This is a genomic window from Micromonospora sp. NPDC048907, from assembly GCF_055586885.1.
The window spans coordinates 674,654-691,244 of sequence record NZ_JBVJHI010000003.1; the positions used below are offsets into that span (position 1 = coordinate 674,654).

Genomic DNA, 16,591 nt, shown 5'->3' on the forward strand with positions numbered 1-16,591 from the left:
GTCAGGACAGGAGTCCGGCGTCCCGGGCGGCGCGGAGGCTGGGCCGGATCCGGTGGGTCGGCCCGACCTCGGGGGCGACCGCGTCGATGGTCTTGAGGCCCTCGCCGGTGTTGAAGACGACCGTCTCCGCCGCCGGGTCGAGCCGGCCGGACTCGACGAGCTTGCGCAGCACCGCCACGGTGACGCCGCCGGCCGTCTCGGCGAAGACGCCGGTGGTGCGGGCGAGCAGCCGGATGCCGGCGCGGATCTCGTCGTCGTCCGCGTACTCCATCCAGCCCCCCGTGCGGCGCACCGCCTCCAGGGCGTAGAGGCCGGCGGCCGGGTCGCCGATGTTCAGCGACTTGGCGATGCCGGTCGGCTTGACCGGGATGATCGTGTCGCTGTCGGCGTGCAGCGCGGTGGCGATCGGGTTGCAGCCGGCGGACTGGGCGCCGAACACCTTCCAGCCGCCGGCCGGCGCCTCGACCAGCCCGATCTCGACCAGCTCCTGGAACGCCTTGTCGATCTTCGTGAGCAGCTCGCCGCTGGCCATCGGGATCACCACCTGGGCCGGGATCCGCCAGCCGAGCTGCTCGGCCACCTCGTAGCCGAGGGTCTTCGAGCCCTCCGCGTAGTAGGGCCGCACGTTCACGTTGACGAACGCCGTGTCCTCGAACTCGTCCGTCTCCACCAGCTCGCCGCAGAGCCGGTTCACGTCGTCGTACGAGCCGTCGATGGCGACCAGGTCGCCGCCGTAGACGGCGGTGGTCACCACCTTGCCCTGCTCCAGGTCGCTGGGGATGAAGACCACCGAGGGCACCCCGGCCCGGGCCGCGTGGGCGGCCACCGAGTTGGCCAGGTTGCCGGTGGAGGCGCAGGCGTAGCGGGTGAAGCCGAGCGCCCGGGCCGCCGTCAGCGCCACGGAGACGACGCGGTCCTTGAACGAGTGGGTCGGGTTGCCGCTGTCGTCCTTGACCCAGAGCGGGGCGGTCAGGCCCAGCTCGGCGGCGAGGTGCGGGGCGGCGACCAGCGGGGTCAGCCCCGGGTCGAGGGTGACCCGGGTGGCCGGGTCCTGGCCGGCGGGGAGCAGGGCGGCGTACCGCCACAGGTTCTTCGGCCCGGCCTCGATCTGCTCGCGGGTGACGGCGGCCAGGGCGGCGGTGTCGTAGTCGACCTCCAGCGGCCCGAAGCACTCGTAACAGGCGTGCTGGGCGGCCAGCGGGTAGCGCGCCGAACAGGCGCGGCAGACCAGGGCGCGGGCCGGGCTGAGGCTGGTGTCGATGCCGGAGGCGGCGGGGATCGTCGACGTCATGTCGAGGGTTTCCTCTCATCTTTCCCCGCATCGCCGGGTGCGGCGGGGACGGAATTGGCACCTGCCCGCGGTCGCTCGTCGTCGAGCGCGCGGGTGGTTGCCGGGGCGTCATCGGGCCGTATCCCTCAGCCCCTCTGGATGAGGTATGCAGTTGTGCCGCCGAGTCTATGCGGGCGCCGGGGCGCTGCCGAGCCGGGTTCCCACGGTGTGAGCCGCGGCCCGGGTCAGCGCGCGACGACCGCGACCGGCTCGATCACCGCGGGGTGGTCGGTCACGGCGACCGGCGCCGGGGTGGCGGGCGCCTTCCGGGTACGGGTGGCCAGGTTCGCCGCGACGAGGGCGGCGATGGTCAGCGCGGCGCCGACCAGCTCCACCGCGCCGGGCCGGTAGCCGCGCAGGATCTGCACCGCGAACGTGGTGACCGGGACCAGGTTCATGAACAGCGCCGCGTCGGCCACGCCGAGCCGGCGGATCCCGGTGTTCCAGGCGAGCACCGCGAGGACGGCGGCGACCACCACGGCGTACGCCAGTTGCGGGGCGACCGCGACGAGGTCGGCGGCGGCCGGCGCGTGCTGGAGGCCGGTGACGTCGGCGACGGCGCTGGCCGCGAGCATGGCGACCAGGCCGGCGGCGGAGGTCAGCGTGGTGTAGCGCAGGGGCGACCACTCGGTGAACCGGCTCGCGCCGTGCGTGTAGAAGGCCCAGCCGAGCACCGCGCCGATCATGAGCAGCCCGCCCACCCCGAACTGGTCCAGCCCGTCGAGCCGGCCCCGGGTGATCACCAGCCCGACGCCGAGCAGGGCGACCAGGGAGAGACCGAGCAGCGCCGGCCGGGGGCGTACCCCGTCGCGCGCCCAGCGGACGAGCTGGGTGACAAGCGGGGTGCTGGAGGCGAAGAGGGCGATCTGCTGCGGGGTGGCGTGGCCCAGGGCCAGGTTGGTCAGCACGTTGAAGCCGGCGAAGCCGAGCACCCCGAGCAGCACCACCTCGGTGGCGCGGCGCTGCGTCCGCAGGGCGGCGAGCCCTTCGCGGGCCAGCAGCAGGGTGAGCAGCACGGCGGTGGCGAGCAGGTACCGGGCGGTGGTCAGGTTGAGGGCGTCCACCCGGGTGAGCGCGCTGGCCAGCACGGGGAACATGACGCCCCAGCTCACCACGGCGAAGAGCGGGAAGGCGGCGGAACGGGAACGCATCGAGGCTCCAATGTTCGAGTATCGTCGAACCAACGGAGCCGACTCTAGGAGGTTGTTCGACCGATGTCGAACATAGGTTACGCTGGTCACATGGAGCTGCACGAACCCGAGCTGCGCGAGGTGCCCGTCACCGCCGTGCTGGCCGCCCTGGCCGACGATGTCCGGCTGCAGATCGTGCGCGCCCTGGCCGAGGGCGGGGAGCACGCCTGCGGCACCTTCGAGTTCGGCGTCTCCAAGGCGACCCGCAGCCACCACCTCAAGGTGCTGCGCGAGGCGGGCCTCACCCGGACCCGGGTCGCCGGCACCAGCCGGTACGTCCGGCTGCGCCGCGAGGAGCTGGAGCGCCTCTACCCGGGGCTGCTCGACGCGGTCCTCGCCGCACCCGCCCGCGCCTGACCCCCGTGTCCGGGCGGCGCGGGGCGGGCGCGACCTGGAATGATCGCCGAATGCGGACGGTGGCGGCACGGATCGGAGTCCTCGCGGGCCTGGCGCTGCTCACCGCCTGCGCCCCCGCACCGGCACCCCGTCCCGTCTCCGCACCGGCCCCGCCCACCCCGGCGCCCAGCACGCCACCGCCCCCGCCCGCCTGCTCACCCGACGGGATCCGCATCACGGAGCTCGGGGTGAGCGCCGCCATGGGCCTGCGGGCCATGGGCCTGGAACTGGTCAACTGCGGTGACCGCCCGTACGAGCTGCGGGGTTATCCGGCACCCCGCCTCCGGGACGCCGACGGGGACCCGATCACGGTCCAGATCATTCCGGGCGCCCGCCCGATCACGTCCGGCTTCGACCAGCCGCCCACCCGGCTCGTCCTGCGTCCCGGCGAGCGGGCCGCCGCCGCACTGCTCTGGCGCAACCTGGTCACCGACGCCACGGTCGTGGCCAGCAACGGGGTCCACCTCGACGTCGCCCCGCTGCCGGGCCGGCCCGCCCACCCCGTCGAGCTGGACGGGCCGATCGATCTCGGCAACACCGGCCGCCTCGGGGTGAGCGCCTGGAAGCGCTACGACGGCCCGTCCTCGACGCGTCCACCCGCCCCGAGCGACCTGCCCTCCACGGCACCGACCCCCGACAGCCGCCTCTGAGATCGGCTCCCATCGAGATCTTGGTAGGAAACGGCCCCCTGCGGGGCCACTTCCTACCAAGATCTCGGCGAAGGGTCTGCTCAGGCCGGGACCGAGGGGCGGGCGGCGGGCTCGGGCGCCACCTCGCGGGCCCGGGAGAGCAGCGCGTCCAGCGCCCAGGTGCCCGGGCCGAGCACCGCCACGAGCAGGAACGACCAGCAGAAGAGCGCTGCCGGCTCGCCGCCGTTGCGCAGCGGCAGCGGGCCGTCCGGCTGGTGTACCACGAAGTACGCGTACGCCATCGAGCCGGAGGCGAGCAGCGCCGCGGGCCGGGTGAGCAGGCCGACGAGCACCAGCGCGCCGCAGGCGAGCTGGATCAGGGCGGCCCACCAGCCCGGCCACTCGCCGATCGGGACCGCCCTGCCGGTCATCGGGTTGCCGCCCAGGACGCCGAAGAGGGAAGCCGCGCCGTGGCAGAGGAAGAGCAGGCCGGTGACCATGCGGAACAGGGAGAGCACGGGGCCGTGCAGTCGCGCCGGGACCATCGGAACCTCCATAGATAGGGATGGATATCCCCAGCATGAGGCACCCCGGCATCGACAGTTACTGATTCCTCAGGTTTGGGAAGACTTTTTGGGAACGCTCCCATGGTATCCCGGCGGATCAGCTCGTGACGTCCTTGCGGGTGAACCGCCAGAAGGCCAGACCCCAGAAGAGGGTGGCGTAGGCGACCGCCGAGATGGTGCCGCGTACCACGTCGTCGGTCTGCACCGGCGTGGACAGCAGCCCGAGCCAGGCGCTGCTGTAGTGGGTGGGCAGGAACGCCCGCAGCCCGCCCAGCGCGGTGATCTGGTCCAGGATGCTGGAGAGGATCCAGAGCAGCACCGCACCGCCGACGGCGCCGAGCGCGGCGTCCGTGGTCACCGAGAGCAGGAACGCCAGGCCGGCCACCACCAGCAGGACCACCGCCAGGTAGCCGAGCACGCCGAGCAGGCGGACCAGGCCCTCGCCCGGGGCCAGCTCGGCGGCGACCTGGCTGCGCAGCGGCGACCAGCCGTACCGGAGGGTGCCGGCGAGCAGGGCCGTGCCGGCGAGCAGCACCAGCGCCAGCGCCGAGTACACGAGCGCGACCACCAGCTTCACCGTGAGCAGCCGGGCCCGGGGCACCGGAATGGCCAGCAGGTAGCGCAGGCTGCCCCAGCTCGCCTCGCTCGCCACCGTGTCACCGCAGAACAGCGCCACCACGACGACCAGCAGGAAGGACGACGAGACGAAGATCGAGAAGAGGGTGAAGTTCAGGCCGCCCGAGGTGGCCAGGTCGACCAGGCTGGCGAACTCGCCCCGCCCGTTGTCGTCGTCACCGCCCGAGTCGAACTGGAACGCGACCAGGATGATCAGCGGCAGCAGCACCATGAACCCGAGCGCGAGCTGGGTACGCCGCCGCGACGCCTGCCGGCGGAACTCCGCCAGGAACGGCAGCGTGGCCGACGGCCGGTAACCGACGGCCGCACCGACCGGTCCGACAGAAGACGACTGAGCCATCACCGGTCCCCGCTTCCCCGAGAGTTCTCGCCCACCAGAGCGAGGAACGCGTCCTCCAGGCGCCGCCGGGGCACCACCCGGTCCACTCCGATGCCGGCCCGGACCAGCTCGGCCACCACCTCGCTGCGAGCGGTGCCGTTGGTGTCCACCACCAGCCCGCCGTCGCCGTCGGGCAGCACCCGTACGCCGGCCAGCCGGTCGAGCACGCCGCGCGCCGCGTCCGGGTCGCTCACGTCGAACAGCACGCTCGGCGACTCCCCGACGATCTCCTCGACCGGGCCGGACGCCACGATCCGCCCCTTGTTCACCACCACGGCGTGCGTGCAGGTCTGCTCCACCTCGGCGAGCAGGTGGCTGGAGACCAGCACCGCCCGGCCGTCGGTGGCGTAGCGCTGGAGCACCCGGCGCATCTCGGCGATCTGCGGCGGATCGAGCCCGTCCGTCGGCTCGTCGAGCACCAGCAGTTCGGGCAGGCCCAGCATGGCCTGCGCGATGGCCAGCCGCTGGCGCATGCCGTGGCTGTAGTTCTTCGTCCGCCGGTGCACCGAGTCGCCCAACCCGGCGATCTCCAACGCCTCGTCGAAGTGCGCGTCCGCCCACGGCCGGCCGGTCGCCCGCCAGTACGCCCGCAGGTTCTCCAGGCCGGACAGGTGCGGCAGGAAGCCCGGCCCCTCGACCAGCGCGCCGATCCGCGAGAGCACCGGCGAGCCGGGCACCAGCCGGTGCCCGAAGACGTAGATCTCGCCGGCGGTGGGCTGGGTCAGCCCCATGAGCACCCGCAGCGTGGTGGTCTTGCCGGCGCCGTTCGGGCCGAGCAGGCCGACGACCTGGCCCGGGTGCACCTCGAAGTCCACGTCGGAGACGGCGACGAACCCGTCCGCGTACTCCTTGCGCAGGTTGCGGACGGCGAGCGGGACCCCCGCGTACGTCGGGTGGACGGAGCTGTCCTGGCGGCGGTGCCGGCGGCGGGCGAGCAGGACGACCACGGCGAGCCCGACCGCGATCGCGGCGAGCAGGCCGGCCAGCACCCAGCGCCAGACCGTGGCGGTGGTGGGGATGGGCGTGGCGTCGACAGTGGGCAGCACCAGCGGGCCGTCGCCGGGCGCCACGGTGTACACGGCCGGCTCGGGCGGGGTGGCGTACGCCTGGTCGGAGGTGGCCACCACGACCCGCAGCCGGTGGCCGGCCTCGACCCGCCGGACGATCGCCGGCAGGGTGACCGTGACCGGCCGGGCCTGCTCGACGGTCGCCGGCAGGCCGGTCAACCGGACCGGCGCGACCAGTCCGTCCGGCAGCGTGGCCGCGCCCTGCGGGTCGACGTCGTAGAGCTTCACGAAGAGCACCGCCTCGCCGGTCGCGGAGGCGGCCCGGATGCGCACGGTCGGCGCTCCGACCACGTCGACCGGGTCGGCCAGCGGCGCGGACTCGAACCGGGCGTGCTGGCCGGGGATGTCGCCGGCCACCCCGTCCAGCAGCGAGCCGAGCGCCCCGGCGAACGGCACCGACGAGATCGCCGCCGGGTTGCCGTTGGGCGGGTTGGCGACGGGCTGTGCCGGCCCGGCCAGGGTCACCTCGCGTCGGCCCTGCCCGGTCACGCCCGGGTAGTCGGCGGTGCGGAAGCCGGTGGCCACCAGGCCCCGGTCGAGCGCGTCGAACCCGGCGATCCGGGAGAAGGTGAAGCTGTCGCCGGGCGCCTCGCCGTCGCCCTTGACGTAGTGGTCGAGCCACTGCGCGGTCAGGAACTTCACCCGGTCGGAGTCGGAGGTCGGTCCCGCGCCGCCGTCGTGGCCGCCGGTGAACCAGGCGACCCGCACCGGGGTGCCGGCCGCGGCGATGCCCCGGGCGTTGGCGTCGGCCTCGGTGAGCGGGAAGAGGCTGTCCGCCTCGCCCTGCACCAGCAGCGTGGGTGCCGCGATGCGGTCGAGCACCCCGGCCGGGGAGGAGCGGCGCAGCAGGTCGACCGCCTGGGCGTCGGCCCGACCGGTGGTGGCGATCCGCAGGTACGCGGCGCAGACGTCGGCGGCGAACCGGCCGCAGGACGGGTCGGCGGCGCCGGCCGGGGCGCGACCCGGCCCGGCGCCCGGACCGGCGCCGGGCTGCGGGCTGGGCGCGCCGGCCGACGCCGGGGCGCCCTCCGGCTGGGCCGCTCCGGTGCCGGAGAGACCGGCCGGGCCGGAGCCGGCGTTGCCGCCGCCGCCGAAGAAGATGCCGGCCCAGCCCTTCTTGAACACGCCCTCGGTGGGTGCCTTGCCGGTGCTCTCGGGCAGGAAGGCGCGGGACAGGTCGTTCCAGGTGATCATCGGAACGATCGCGTCGACCCGGCGGTCCTGCGCGGCCAGGAGCAGGGCCAGGCCACCGCCGTACGAGCCGCCGACCACGCCGACCCGGGGGTCCCCGGCCGCGTCGAGGCGGACGTCCGGGCGGGCGGCGAGCCGGTCCAGCAGGCGCTGTGCGTCGCGTACCTCGTAGTCGGGGCTGTCCAGGTGGATCTCGCCGCCGCTGCGCCCGAAGCCGCGGGCCGTCCAGGTGAGCACCGCGTAACCCCGGGCGGCCAGGTCCTCCGCGTCGGAGCGGACCGACTCCTTGGTGCCGCCGAAGCCGTGTGCCAGCAGGACCGCCGGCACGCGGTGCCGGGCCGAGGCGTCGTCCGGCAGGTAGAGCGTGGTGTCGAGGTCGACCGGCTGGTCGCCGGCCGGTCCGGAACGGACGGTCACCAGGGCCGACTCGGTGCGGAAGCCGGGGCGGTCCGGGCGTGCCGCCCAGACCAGGGCGGCGGCGACCAGGACGACCACCACCACCGCGGCGACGAGCCGGCGCGGGCGGCCGGCCAGGGCGCGTCGGATCCGCGCGACAGGCAGCGGTGATCTCATGCGGCACACGGTACGGCCCGCCGGCTGAGCATTCCCTGAGATCCGCCGTACGTCCGTCCGGTTGCACCGTTCGTTGTCCGGGTCCCGTCGACCGAGGAAGGTCCAGAGCGTCCCAGCGGGATGAATTCTGATCCCGTGAATTCACATCTACGCTCGCAAATGCCGCCGATGCCACCTTCCTCCCGCCCATATCGGACGCTCCGTAGGTGCAAGGTCAACCGGACGTGACGCGACCCGAAGTGACGTGAAGCCGACTCGCGGAGCACGCTCCCGCCCCCGCCCGGTTCGACTAATTTTCCGGTCCGGTGCACGGGACTGCGTACGGCGACCTCCCGGCTCCGGACCGTCCCCCGCCGTCGCCGGAGGAGACAGACCATGACCGTCCCCGCGCCGCGGACCCGCCGGCGACCCTCCGTACCGGGCCGCACCGTGCCCCTGCTGCTCGTGCTGGCGCTGCTGGCCCCGCTCGGGCTGCTCTTCGCCCAGGCCGACGGGCACACCGGGGACGACCACGACCTGGCCGCGCGCGAACGGCTCGGCGTCCGCTACCTGCGCGCGCTCGGGCCGGTCACCGACGCGCTGATCGACGCGCAGACCACGGCGGTCGCCGGCCGGCCGGTCTCCCGGGCGGCGCTCACCGCCGCCGTCGAGCAGGCGGCGGAGGTGGACGGCGCGGTCGGTGACACGCTCCGCACCCGGGAACGCTGGGCGGGGGTACGGGCCAAGCTGGAGGCACTGCCGGAGCGCGGGCTCGCCGACCCGGAGGCGGCCCTCCAGGCGTACGGCGAGGTCGCCGACCTGCTGCTGGCCCTGCACCGGAAGGTCCGGGAGGCCTCCGGCCTGATCCGCGACCCCCGCTCCGACTCGTTCTTCGTGCAGGACGCCGTCGGCGCCGACCTGCCCGCGGCCATGGTCGCCGCCGGCCGCCTCGCCGACGTGGCCACCCTCGCCCCGAGCCGGCCCGCGGCGGACCGCCCGAAGACCGTCGCCGAGCTGGCCGAGCTCCGGGTCGCCGCGCTCGGGCCCGGCACCGACCTGGTGGAGGACCTCCGGGCGGCCGTGGGCAGCTCGGAGAGCACCGACCTCGGCCCGACCGTGCTCACCCCGCTCGACACCTACCAGCGCTCGGTGGAGGCGCTCGCCGCGTTCTCGGCGCCGGCCGGAGCGGCCGGGCCCGACCCGGTCCAGCTCGGCGCCGCGCGGCGCGGGGCGCAGTCGGCCGCCACCCAGCTCCGGCAGGTCATCCTCGACCAGCTCGACGCGCTGCTGGCGGAACGGCTCGACCGGCTCGACCGGGACCGCTGGCTGGCCCGGGGCGCCGTCGCGGCGGCCGGGGTGCTGCTCGCCGTGCTGGCCGGGGTGCTGCTCTCCGCGCTGCGGCGCGCCCGCCGCCGGGCCGCCGAGGCGGACCGCGAGCCCGCCGAGGCCGGCCCGCCGCCGGTCACCCTCCACCCCGACCCGCCGGCGTCCCCCGGGAACGGCGACCTCCTGCCCGTCGGCGGCGGACGCGGCGACTCCGAGCGGTGGAGGCCGTTCGATGCTGCTCGGTAGGCTCCGGATCCGGGGCAGGCTCGCCCTGCTGGTGATCATCCCGCTGCTCAGCATGGTCGGGCTGGCCGTGCCTGTGGTCCTCGACCGGGTCGCCGCCGCCCAGCGGGCCGCCGACACCGCCGACACCGTCCGGGTGGCCAGCCGCATCGGCAGCCTCGTGCAGGACCTTCAGCAGGAACGGCTGCTCTCGGTGGGGTCGCTGCTCGGCCGGGTGACCCGCACCGAGCTGATCCAGAAATCCGCCACGGTGGACGACCGGGTCGCCGACCTGCGGGCCGAGTCGCTGCCGGCGCCGGTCCGGGCGGCTCTCGACGGGGTACGCACGCTGGGCGACCTGCGGACCTCCGTGCTCGCCGGCACGGCCACCCCGGACGGGATCATGAGCGCGTTCCGCACCGTCGACATGGCGTTGATCGAGTCGCTGCGGCTGCCGTTCCAGGTGGACACCGGCACCTCGGCGGGGCGGCAGGTGCTGGCACTGGACGCGCTGCTGCGCGCCGACGAGGGACTGGGCGCCTGTGCCACGCTGATCGTGCTGGTCAAGACGACGGGTGACCCGAAGGTGGCGGGCTCGTACATCGCCTGCATGGCCGGCCTCATGGTCGACAACCAGCGGTTCCGCAGCCTGATCACGCCGGAGCAGTACCGGCTCGCCATGCTGGACGACGCGGCGGTCGCCGCGCGCACCAGCCCGACCTTCCTGGTGGACAGCATCAGGGACCCGGTCACGGCGATCGCGGCGGTGCCCGTCGACGCGCTGTTCCCCTCGGTCCGCTCGATGATCACCCTCGGCCAGTTCGTGGAGAAGAAGATCGTCGCGGACGTCATCGCCGAGACCCGCAGGGAACACCGGGACGCGCTCGCCGCCGCCTGGCTGGTGAGCGCGGCGGCCGCCCTGATCCTGCTGAGCGTGGTGCTGCTCGGCATGGCGGTGGCCCGGACGGTGGCCCGGCCGCTGACCCGGCTCACCCGCTCCGCCGACCGGGTCGCCCGGGTCGCCGAGGCCGAGCTGACCCGGGTGGTCGACGACGAGTCCGAGACGGTGGCACCGGTCCGCCTCGACCCGATCGACATCGGGTCCCGGGACGAGATCGGCGACCTGGCCCGGGCGTTCGAGCGGGTGCAGCGCACCGCCGCGCGGCTGGTCGAGCGGCAGGTGGCCGGCCGGCGCAACGTGGCGCAGATGTTCGGCCACGTCGGCCGGCGTACGCAGAACCTGGTCGGCCGGCAGATCGCCCTCATCGACCGGCTGGAGCGGCAGGAGACCGATCCGGGGCGGCTGGAACACCTGTACCGCCTCGACCACATCTCCAGCCGGCTGCGCCGCAACGCCGGCAGCCTCGTGGTGCTCTCCGGCGCGACCGGGTCGGACGGGCACGTCGCGCCGGTCCCGCTGGCCGACCTGGTCCGGCTCGCGCTCGGTGAGATCGAGGACTACACCCGGGTGGACGTGCAGGTCCCGTCCGGGGTGTCGGCGGGGCCCGCGACCGCCGGTGACCTGGTGCTCGCGCTGGCCGAGCTGATGGAGAACGCCACGGCCTTCTCCCCGCCGCACACCCGGGTGCTGGTGGCCGGCGAGCAGACCGACGACGGCGCCCGGCTCATCGTGGTCGACCGGGGCATCGGCATGACCGAGGAGCGCCTCGCCGCCGAGAACGCGCGGCTCACCCGCCGGGAGCGGCTCGACCTGGCTCCGACCGAGGTGCTCGGGCTCTTCGTGGTGGGCCGGCTGGCCCGCCGGCACGGCTGGAGCGTCCGGCTGGCCGCGACCGCCGGTGGCGGGGTGACGGCCCACCTGGACATCCCGGCCGCCCTGCTGGTGGTCCGCCGTCCCGAGCGGGCCGGCGCGGCGGTGGCGCGGGCCTCGGTGCCGTCCCGGGAGCGGCCCGCGCTGCCCGAGCCCGTCCGGATCCCGGCCACCGACGAGCCGGCCGGCTTCGACGTGGCGCTGCTGAGCCGGGCCACCCGCAGCATCGAGGCCGGTGAGTCCTGGAACGCCTTCGGCCACCCGGCCGCCGACCCGCACCCGATCGCCGACCTCGGCACGGTCGCCGGCCCCGGCACTGCCGGTACGTCCGCCGGCGGGCCGCCGACCACCTGGCCGCCCCTCGTGGCACCCGCCACCCCGGTGCCGGCGACCCCCGGTCCCGGCACCCCGGACCCGCCGACCCCGGTCGTCGGCCCGGCACCGGCCGCTCCCCCGGCCGCCGGGCCGGCGACCGGCCCGCCGCCCGCCGGGCCGGCCCTCGCGCCCCCGCCCGCCGGGCCGGCCTGGTCCCAGCCGCTGATCCGGCAGCGGGTACCCGGGGCGACCCTGCCGCCCGCCGAGCCGGCGCCGGGCCCGGTCGCCGCCGCCACCGCCGGCACCGCCGACCCGGCCACGGTCCGGGCCCTGGTCGAGGCGTTCCAGGACGGCGTACGCCGGGCCGAGGACGACGCCGCTCCCACCGTGCCCACCCCCGGCCGGCCCCGGCTCAGCCGGCGGGTGCCCGGGGCGAACCTGGCCGGGTCCCCGGCCCAGACCACCCCGCCGGCAAGCCCGCCGCCGGGGGACCCGGCCGAGGTCCGCGACCTCATCACCGACTTCGAGGCGGGCGTCGCCCGTGCTCTGCGCGAAGTCGGTCCAGACCGCCGCTACGAAGAGGACGCATCACGGTGACCAGCCCGTTCCTGCACGACAACGCCGACCAGACCACCGCCGGCGGCCTCAGCCCCGAGGCGCGCACCTTCAACTGGCTGCTCGACTCGTTCACCTCCAGCACGGCCGGGGTGATGGAGGCGATCGCGGTCTCCTCGGACGGACTGCTGATGGCCATGTCCGCCATCAAGGACCGGTCCAACGCGGAGCGGCTGGCCGCCGTCGTCTCCGGCATGACCAGCCTCGCCGGAGGCGCGGCCAGCTGGTACGCGCTCGGCGGGTTGAACCGGGTGATCGTCGACATGGCCGAGGGCTACCTGCTGATCAGCGCGATCAGCAGCGGCTCGGTGCTCGGCGTGGTCGCCGACCGCTCGGCCAACCTGGGCACCGTGGCGTACGAGATGACGCTGTTCGCCGGCCGGGCCGGCGGTGCCCTGAGCCCCCGGTTGATCGCCGAGCTGAAGAACGCCGTCCAGCAATGACACCGGAGGCGGCCGGCGAGGACCCGGAGCCGGAGGCCGGCACCCGGATCCGCCCCTTCCTGCGCGCGCCGTCCCCCGGCCCCGGGCCGGAGGCGGGCGACGGGGAGCCCACCGGTCCGCGTCCGTTCGTGCTGACCGCCGGACGGGTGGACGGCGATCCGGCGATCGGCCTGGAGACCCAGGTGACCGCCCGGCCGGAGAGCGGCTCGTGGGCGGTGATCGCCCGGCTGGCCCCGGAACTGGCGACGATCGTGGCGCTCTGCGCGGAGCCGATCTCGGTCGCCGAGATCTCCGCCCGCACGCGGATGCACTTCGGCGTGACCCGGGTGCTCGTCGGCGACCTCCGCGCCGCCGGGCACCTCGACGTGCACCTCGGGGACGCCGACGGCGCCCTCGACCCCGACCTCATCCTGCGAGTGATTGATGGACTCCGTGCGATCTCCTGAATGGCCGGCGGCCGCGGCGGGCGGGCCCGTCGCGAACAGCGCCGCCACCCGGTACGCCGCCCCGCCCGCCACCGCCCCACCGGCCGGTCGGGCCGCCACGCCGGCTCCGCCGCCGCCGTACCGGCCGCCGGAGGTGGCCGGCCCGACGGTCAGCCGGGTGTCCGCGCCGCGGCCACCGATCCCGGTGAAGATCCTCATCGCCGGTGGCTTCGGGGTGGGCAAGACCACGACGGTGGGCGCGATCTCCGAGATCGCCCCGCTGACCACCGAGGCGGAGATGACCACCGCCGGGATCGGCGTCGACGACCCGGGCGCGGTGTCGGACAAGACCACCACCACGGTCGCCATGGACTTCGGGTGCGTCACCATCGACCGCAGCCTCAAGCTCTACCTCTTCGGCACGCCCGGCCAGGCCCGCTTCGGCTTCATGTGGGACGACCTGGCCCGGGGCGCGCTCGGCGCGCTCGTGGTGGTCGACAGCGCCCGGCTCGACGACTGCTATCCGGCGATCGACTTCTTCGAGCGGGCCGGGCTGCCGTTCGCCGTGGGGGTGAACGCCTTCGACGGCCGGCTGGCCCTCGACCTGCCCTCGATCCGCTGGGCGCTGGCGATCGGCGAACACGTGCCGCTGGTGCAGTTCGACGCCCGGGACCGGCTCTCCGTACGGGACGCGCTGCTGGTCGTCCTGGACCGGGCGCTGGACCGGGCGACCCGGGAGAAGGGGGCCTGAACCGGCCGCCGGTTCGACCCGTATCACGGAAGGGGTGGACGTGATGAGAGGTGACCTGGACGAGACCCTGGCCCGGCTGGCCCGGCGCGAGGAGGCGCAGCGCCGCCGGACGCCGCTGCCCGGTGAGGCGGACGAGGAGGTTGAGCGCGACCGGCCGGTGGACGGGCGGGTGGGGCACGGCGCGTACCGGTTGCGTGGGGGCGACCGGCCGGAGCGGCGGGACCCGGTCGAGGAGGTGGCCGAGGCGGTCCGCCGGGTGGTCGCGGAGCACCCCGGGCTGGCCGTCGTCCTGCGGGTGGAGCTGGGCGGGCAGGCGTACCCGTTGCGCGTCGCCTGGTCCGGCCCGGACGTGACGGTCGGCGCGGCGTCCGCGCCGGCGCCCCCGCCGGCCTGGCCGATGTCGGTGAAGACGGTGCCGGCCCCGGGGCACGACGGGCTGGTCACCGACCCGGCGGCCCGGCTGGCCGAGATGATCCGGCGCGATCCCTCGCTGCTGGAGGACACCGGCCCGCTCTGAGGCCCGCCGGCACGACGGGGTGCCGGCGGCTACTGTCGGGCGGGTGGCGGAACCCGACCTGACCCTGACCGCGACCCTGCGGCCGGCGGCGCTGGACGCCCGGCGCGGCGTCGTCCGCCTGCACCCCGAGGTGCTGACGGCGCTGGCGCTGCGCCCCGGCGACCCGGTGCGGCTGACCGGCCGCCGGGTGACCGCCGGCATCGCCGCGCCGGCCGACCCGGGCGCGAGCAGCGCCCTGCTCTACGCCGACGACCTGCTGCTGGGCAACCTGGGCCTGCGCGACGGCGGACAGGTCACGGTGAGCCCGCTGCCGGCGGCCCCGGCGCGCCGGCTCACCCTGGCCGGCCCGGTCGGCGTGGTCGCCGCGGTCTCCCCGGAGATGCTCCGGCTCGCCCTGCTCGGCAAGGTGGTCACCGCCGGGGACGACGTCTCGCTGCTGCCCCAGGACGTGCTCCCCGACGCCGCGCTGCGCGGCCTGGTCGAGGCCGCCCGGCGCAGCCTGGCCACCACCGTCGGGTACGCCTGGACCAGCACCCTGCTCACCGTGGTGGCGGCCGAGCCGGCGACCGGCGCGCTGGTCACCATGGACACCGTGGTCGGCTGGGAGCACGGCCCGGCCACCCGCGGCTCCGGCCCGGCCGGCGAGGCGGGCCCGGCGACCCCGGCCACCTCCGCGCCGGCCGACGGCCTGCTCGGGCCCGAGGACGCTCCCGACGTGGACGAGCTGCCCGGGCTGCGGGCCCAGGCCGAGGAGCTGACCGAACTGCTCGACCTGGGCTTCCACCACCGTGAGGTGCTGGGTCGGCTCGGCACCACCGTCTCGCTCGGCGTGCTCGTCAGCGGCCCCGCCGGCTCGGGCAAGTCGGCGCTGGTCCGCGCGGTCGCCGCCCGGGTCCGCGCCCGGGTCCGCCCGCTCTGGGGCCCGGAACTGGCCGCGCTGGGCAACGACGCCGCCGCCCGCCGGCTGCGTGAGGCCGCCGCCGCGGTCCGGGACGGCGGCCCGGCCGTGCTGCTGCTGACCGACGTGGAGGCGGTCGCCCCGGCCGACGAGCCCGGTCCGCTGGCCACGGTGTTCCGGCAGGTGATCGCCGAGACGGTCCGGTCCGGGGCGGCGGTCGTCTGCACGACCGGGCGACCCGAGGCGGTCGATCCGGCGCTGCGCGCCCCGGACCTGCTCTCGCTGCGGATCACCGTGCCGCTGCCCGACGCGGCGCTGCGCCGGGAGCAGCTGACCGTGCTCACCCGGCAGGTCCCGCTGGCCGAGGACGTCCGGCTGGACGAGGTGGCCGGGCGTACGCCGGGGTTCGTCGCCGCCGACCTGGCCGCGCTGGTCCGGGAGGCCGGGGTGCGGGCCGCGCTGCGGCAGAAGGCGGTGGAGACACCGACCGTGGCGATGGCCGACTTCACCGCCGCCCTCGAGGTGGTCCGGCCGACCACGATGGCCGCGTCCACCCTGGAGTTGGCCTCGGTGACGCTGGACGACGTCGGTGGCCTGCACGAGGTCCGGCAGACGTTGACCGAATCGGTGCTCTGGCCGCTGACCTACCCGGACACCTTCGCCCGGCTGGGCGTGACGCCGCCGCGCGGGGTGCTGCTCTACGGGCCGCCCGGTTGCGGAAAGACCTACCTGGTCACCGCGCTGGCCGGATCGGGCCGGGCCAACGTGCTGTCGGTGAAGGGCGCGGAGCTGCTCTCCAAGTGGGTCGGTGAGAGCGAACGCGCGGTCCGCGAGCTGTTCCGCCGGGCCCGCGAGGCGGCCCCCACGCTGGTGTTCCTCGACGAGGTGGACGCCCTGGCCCCGGTCCGGGGCCAGGGCGGCGACGCCGGCACCACCGACCGGGTGGTCGCCGCCCTGCTCACCGAGCTGGACGGGGTGGAGCCGCTGCGCAACGTGGTGGTGGTCGGCGCGACCAACCGCCCCGAGCTGGTCGACCCGGCGCTGCTCCGCCCCGGCCGGCTGGAACGCCTCGTGTACGTGCCGCCGCCGGACGGCCCGGCCCGCGCCGAGATCCTGCACGCGGCCGCCCGGCACGTCCCGCTCGCGCCCGACGTGGACCTTTCCGCGCTCGGCGCGGAGCTGGACGGCTTCTCCGCGGCCGACTGCGCGGCGCTGATCCGGGAGGCGGCCCTCGCCGCGATGCGCGAGTCGCTGGCGGCCAGCACGGTCACGGCCGCGCACGTCCAGGCGGCCCGCGCCCGCGTCCGGCCCTCGCTGGACCCGGTGCAGCTCGCCCACCTGGAGGCCTACGCCGCGACCCGGCGGTGAGCCG

At 75.6% G+C, this 16,591-nt stretch carries 14 protein-coding genes and 1 riboswitch; of the genes, 9 read left to right on the plus strand and 5 right to left on the minus strand.

The annotated features are described in order from the left end of the window. Position 1: 1 nt before the first annotated feature. Both thrC and ACZ6PY_RS12665 read right to left on the minus strand, forming a co-directional pair. On the minus strand, positions 2 to 1,291 hold the full coding sequence (gene thrC / locus ACZ6PY_RS12660; RefSeq protein WP_466071652.1) for a threonine synthase: 1,290 nt from the start codon (positions 1,289 to 1,291) through the stop codon (positions 2 to 4). Positions 1,292 to 1,303: 12 nt separating this feature from the next. Beyond that, a riboswitch (SAM riboswitch) is annotated at positions 1,304 to 1,436 on the minus strand. Between the two features lie 79 nt (positions 1,437 to 1,515). Next, the gene (locus tag ACZ6PY_RS12665; RefSeq protein WP_466071653.1) at positions 1,516 to 2,481 is read right to left on the minus strand and encodes a DMT family transporter; all 966 of its coding nucleotides are present in this window, start codon (positions 2,479 to 2,481) and stop codon (positions 1,516 to 1,518) included. Between the two features lie 90 nt (positions 2,482 to 2,571). Here ACZ6PY_RS12665 and ACZ6PY_RS12670 point away from each other — a divergent pair, with 90 nt between their 5' ends. Next, positions 2,572 to 2,877 (plus strand): ArsR/SmtB family transcription factor, encoded by a 306-nt coding sequence (locus ACZ6PY_RS12670; RefSeq protein WP_262282820.1) that lies wholly within the window; start codon positions 2,572 to 2,574, stop codon positions 2,875 to 2,877. Positions 2,878 to 2,927: 50 nt separating this feature from the next. Beyond that, positions 2,928 to 3,566, plus strand: coding sequence for a DUF4232 domain-containing protein (locus ACZ6PY_RS12675; protein ID WP_466071655.1), 639 nt, complete (start codon positions 2,928 to 2,930; stop codon positions 3,564 to 3,566). A gap of 80 nt (positions 3,567 to 3,646) precedes the next feature. On the opposite strand, the gene ACZ6PY_RS12680 is transcribed toward ACZ6PY_RS12675, so the two are convergent. The 3 genes from ACZ6PY_RS12680 to ACZ6PY_RS12690 form a co-directional block, all read right to left on the minus strand. Beyond that, positions 3,647 to 4,090: a DoxX family protein gene (locus ACZ6PY_RS12680; RefSeq protein WP_466071657.1), complete on the minus strand. Its 444-nt coding sequence runs from the start codon at positions 4,088 to 4,090 to the stop codon at positions 3,647 to 3,649. Between the two features lie 118 nt (positions 4,091 to 4,208). Beyond that, entirely contained in the window at positions 4,209 to 5,087 is an 879-nt protein-coding gene (locus ACZ6PY_RS12685; RefSeq protein ID WP_466071659.1) for an ABC transporter permease, read from the minus strand. Beyond that, the gene (locus ACZ6PY_RS12690; RefSeq protein WP_466071661.1) at positions 5,087 to 7,957 is read right to left on the minus strand and encodes an alpha/beta fold hydrolase; all 2,871 of its coding nucleotides are present in this window, start codon (positions 7,955 to 7,957) and stop codon (positions 5,087 to 5,089) included. The genes ACZ6PY_RS12685 and ACZ6PY_RS12690 overlap by 1 nt, the downstream gene beginning before the upstream one ends. Positions 7,958 to 8,332: 375 nt before the next feature. Here ACZ6PY_RS12690 and ACZ6PY_RS12695 point away from each other — a divergent pair, with 375 nt between their 5' ends. From ACZ6PY_RS12695 to ACZ6PY_RS12725, 7 genes are read left to right on the plus strand one after another with little or no spacing between them, the layout of a single operon-like run. Further along, positions 8,333 to 9,508 carry a hypothetical protein gene (locus tag ACZ6PY_RS12695; RefSeq protein ID WP_466071663.1) on the plus strand — a complete coding sequence of 392 codons (1,176 nt, stop codon included), beginning with the start codon at positions 8,333 to 8,335 and terminating at the stop codon, positions 9,506 to 9,508. Next, positions 9,495 to 12,167 carry a sensor histidine kinase gene (locus ACZ6PY_RS12700; RefSeq protein ID WP_466071665.1) on the plus strand — a complete coding sequence of 891 codons (2,673 nt, stop codon included), beginning with the start codon at positions 9,495 to 9,497 and terminating at the stop codon, positions 12,165 to 12,167. Before ACZ6PY_RS12695 ends, ACZ6PY_RS12700 begins: the two co-directional genes overlap by 14 nt. Next, positions 12,164 to 12,628, plus strand: a complete 465-nt coding sequence (locus ACZ6PY_RS12705; RefSeq protein ID WP_262282813.1) for a roadblock/LC7 domain-containing protein — start codon at positions 12,164 to 12,166, stop codon at positions 12,626 to 12,628. Before ACZ6PY_RS12700 ends, ACZ6PY_RS12705 begins: the two co-directional genes overlap by 4 nt. Then, the gene (locus ACZ6PY_RS12710; protein ID WP_466071667.1) at positions 12,625 to 13,074 is read left to right on the plus strand and encodes a DUF742 domain-containing protein; all 450 of its coding nucleotides are present in this window, start codon (positions 12,625 to 12,627) and stop codon (positions 13,072 to 13,074) included. Before ACZ6PY_RS12705 ends, ACZ6PY_RS12710 begins: the two co-directional genes overlap by 4 nt. Next, on the plus strand, positions 13,052 to 13,804 hold the full coding sequence (locus ACZ6PY_RS12715) for a GTP-binding protein (RefSeq protein WP_466071669.1): 753 nt from the start codon (positions 13,052 to 13,054) through the stop codon (positions 13,802 to 13,804). Before ACZ6PY_RS12710 ends, ACZ6PY_RS12715 begins: the two co-directional genes overlap by 23 nt. Positions 13,805 to 13,847: 43 nt before the next feature. Further along, on the plus strand, positions 13,848 to 14,321 hold the full coding sequence (locus ACZ6PY_RS12720) for a hypothetical protein (protein ID WP_466071671.1): 474 nt from the start codon (positions 13,848 to 13,850) through the stop codon (positions 14,319 to 14,321). 43 nt (positions 14,322 to 14,364) lie between these two features. Beyond that, positions 14,365 to 16,587, plus strand: a complete 2,223-nt coding sequence (locus ACZ6PY_RS12725) for an AAA family ATPase (RefSeq protein WP_466071673.1) — start codon at positions 14,365 to 14,367, stop codon at positions 16,585 to 16,587. Positions 16,588 to 16,591: the final 4 nt, after the last annotated feature.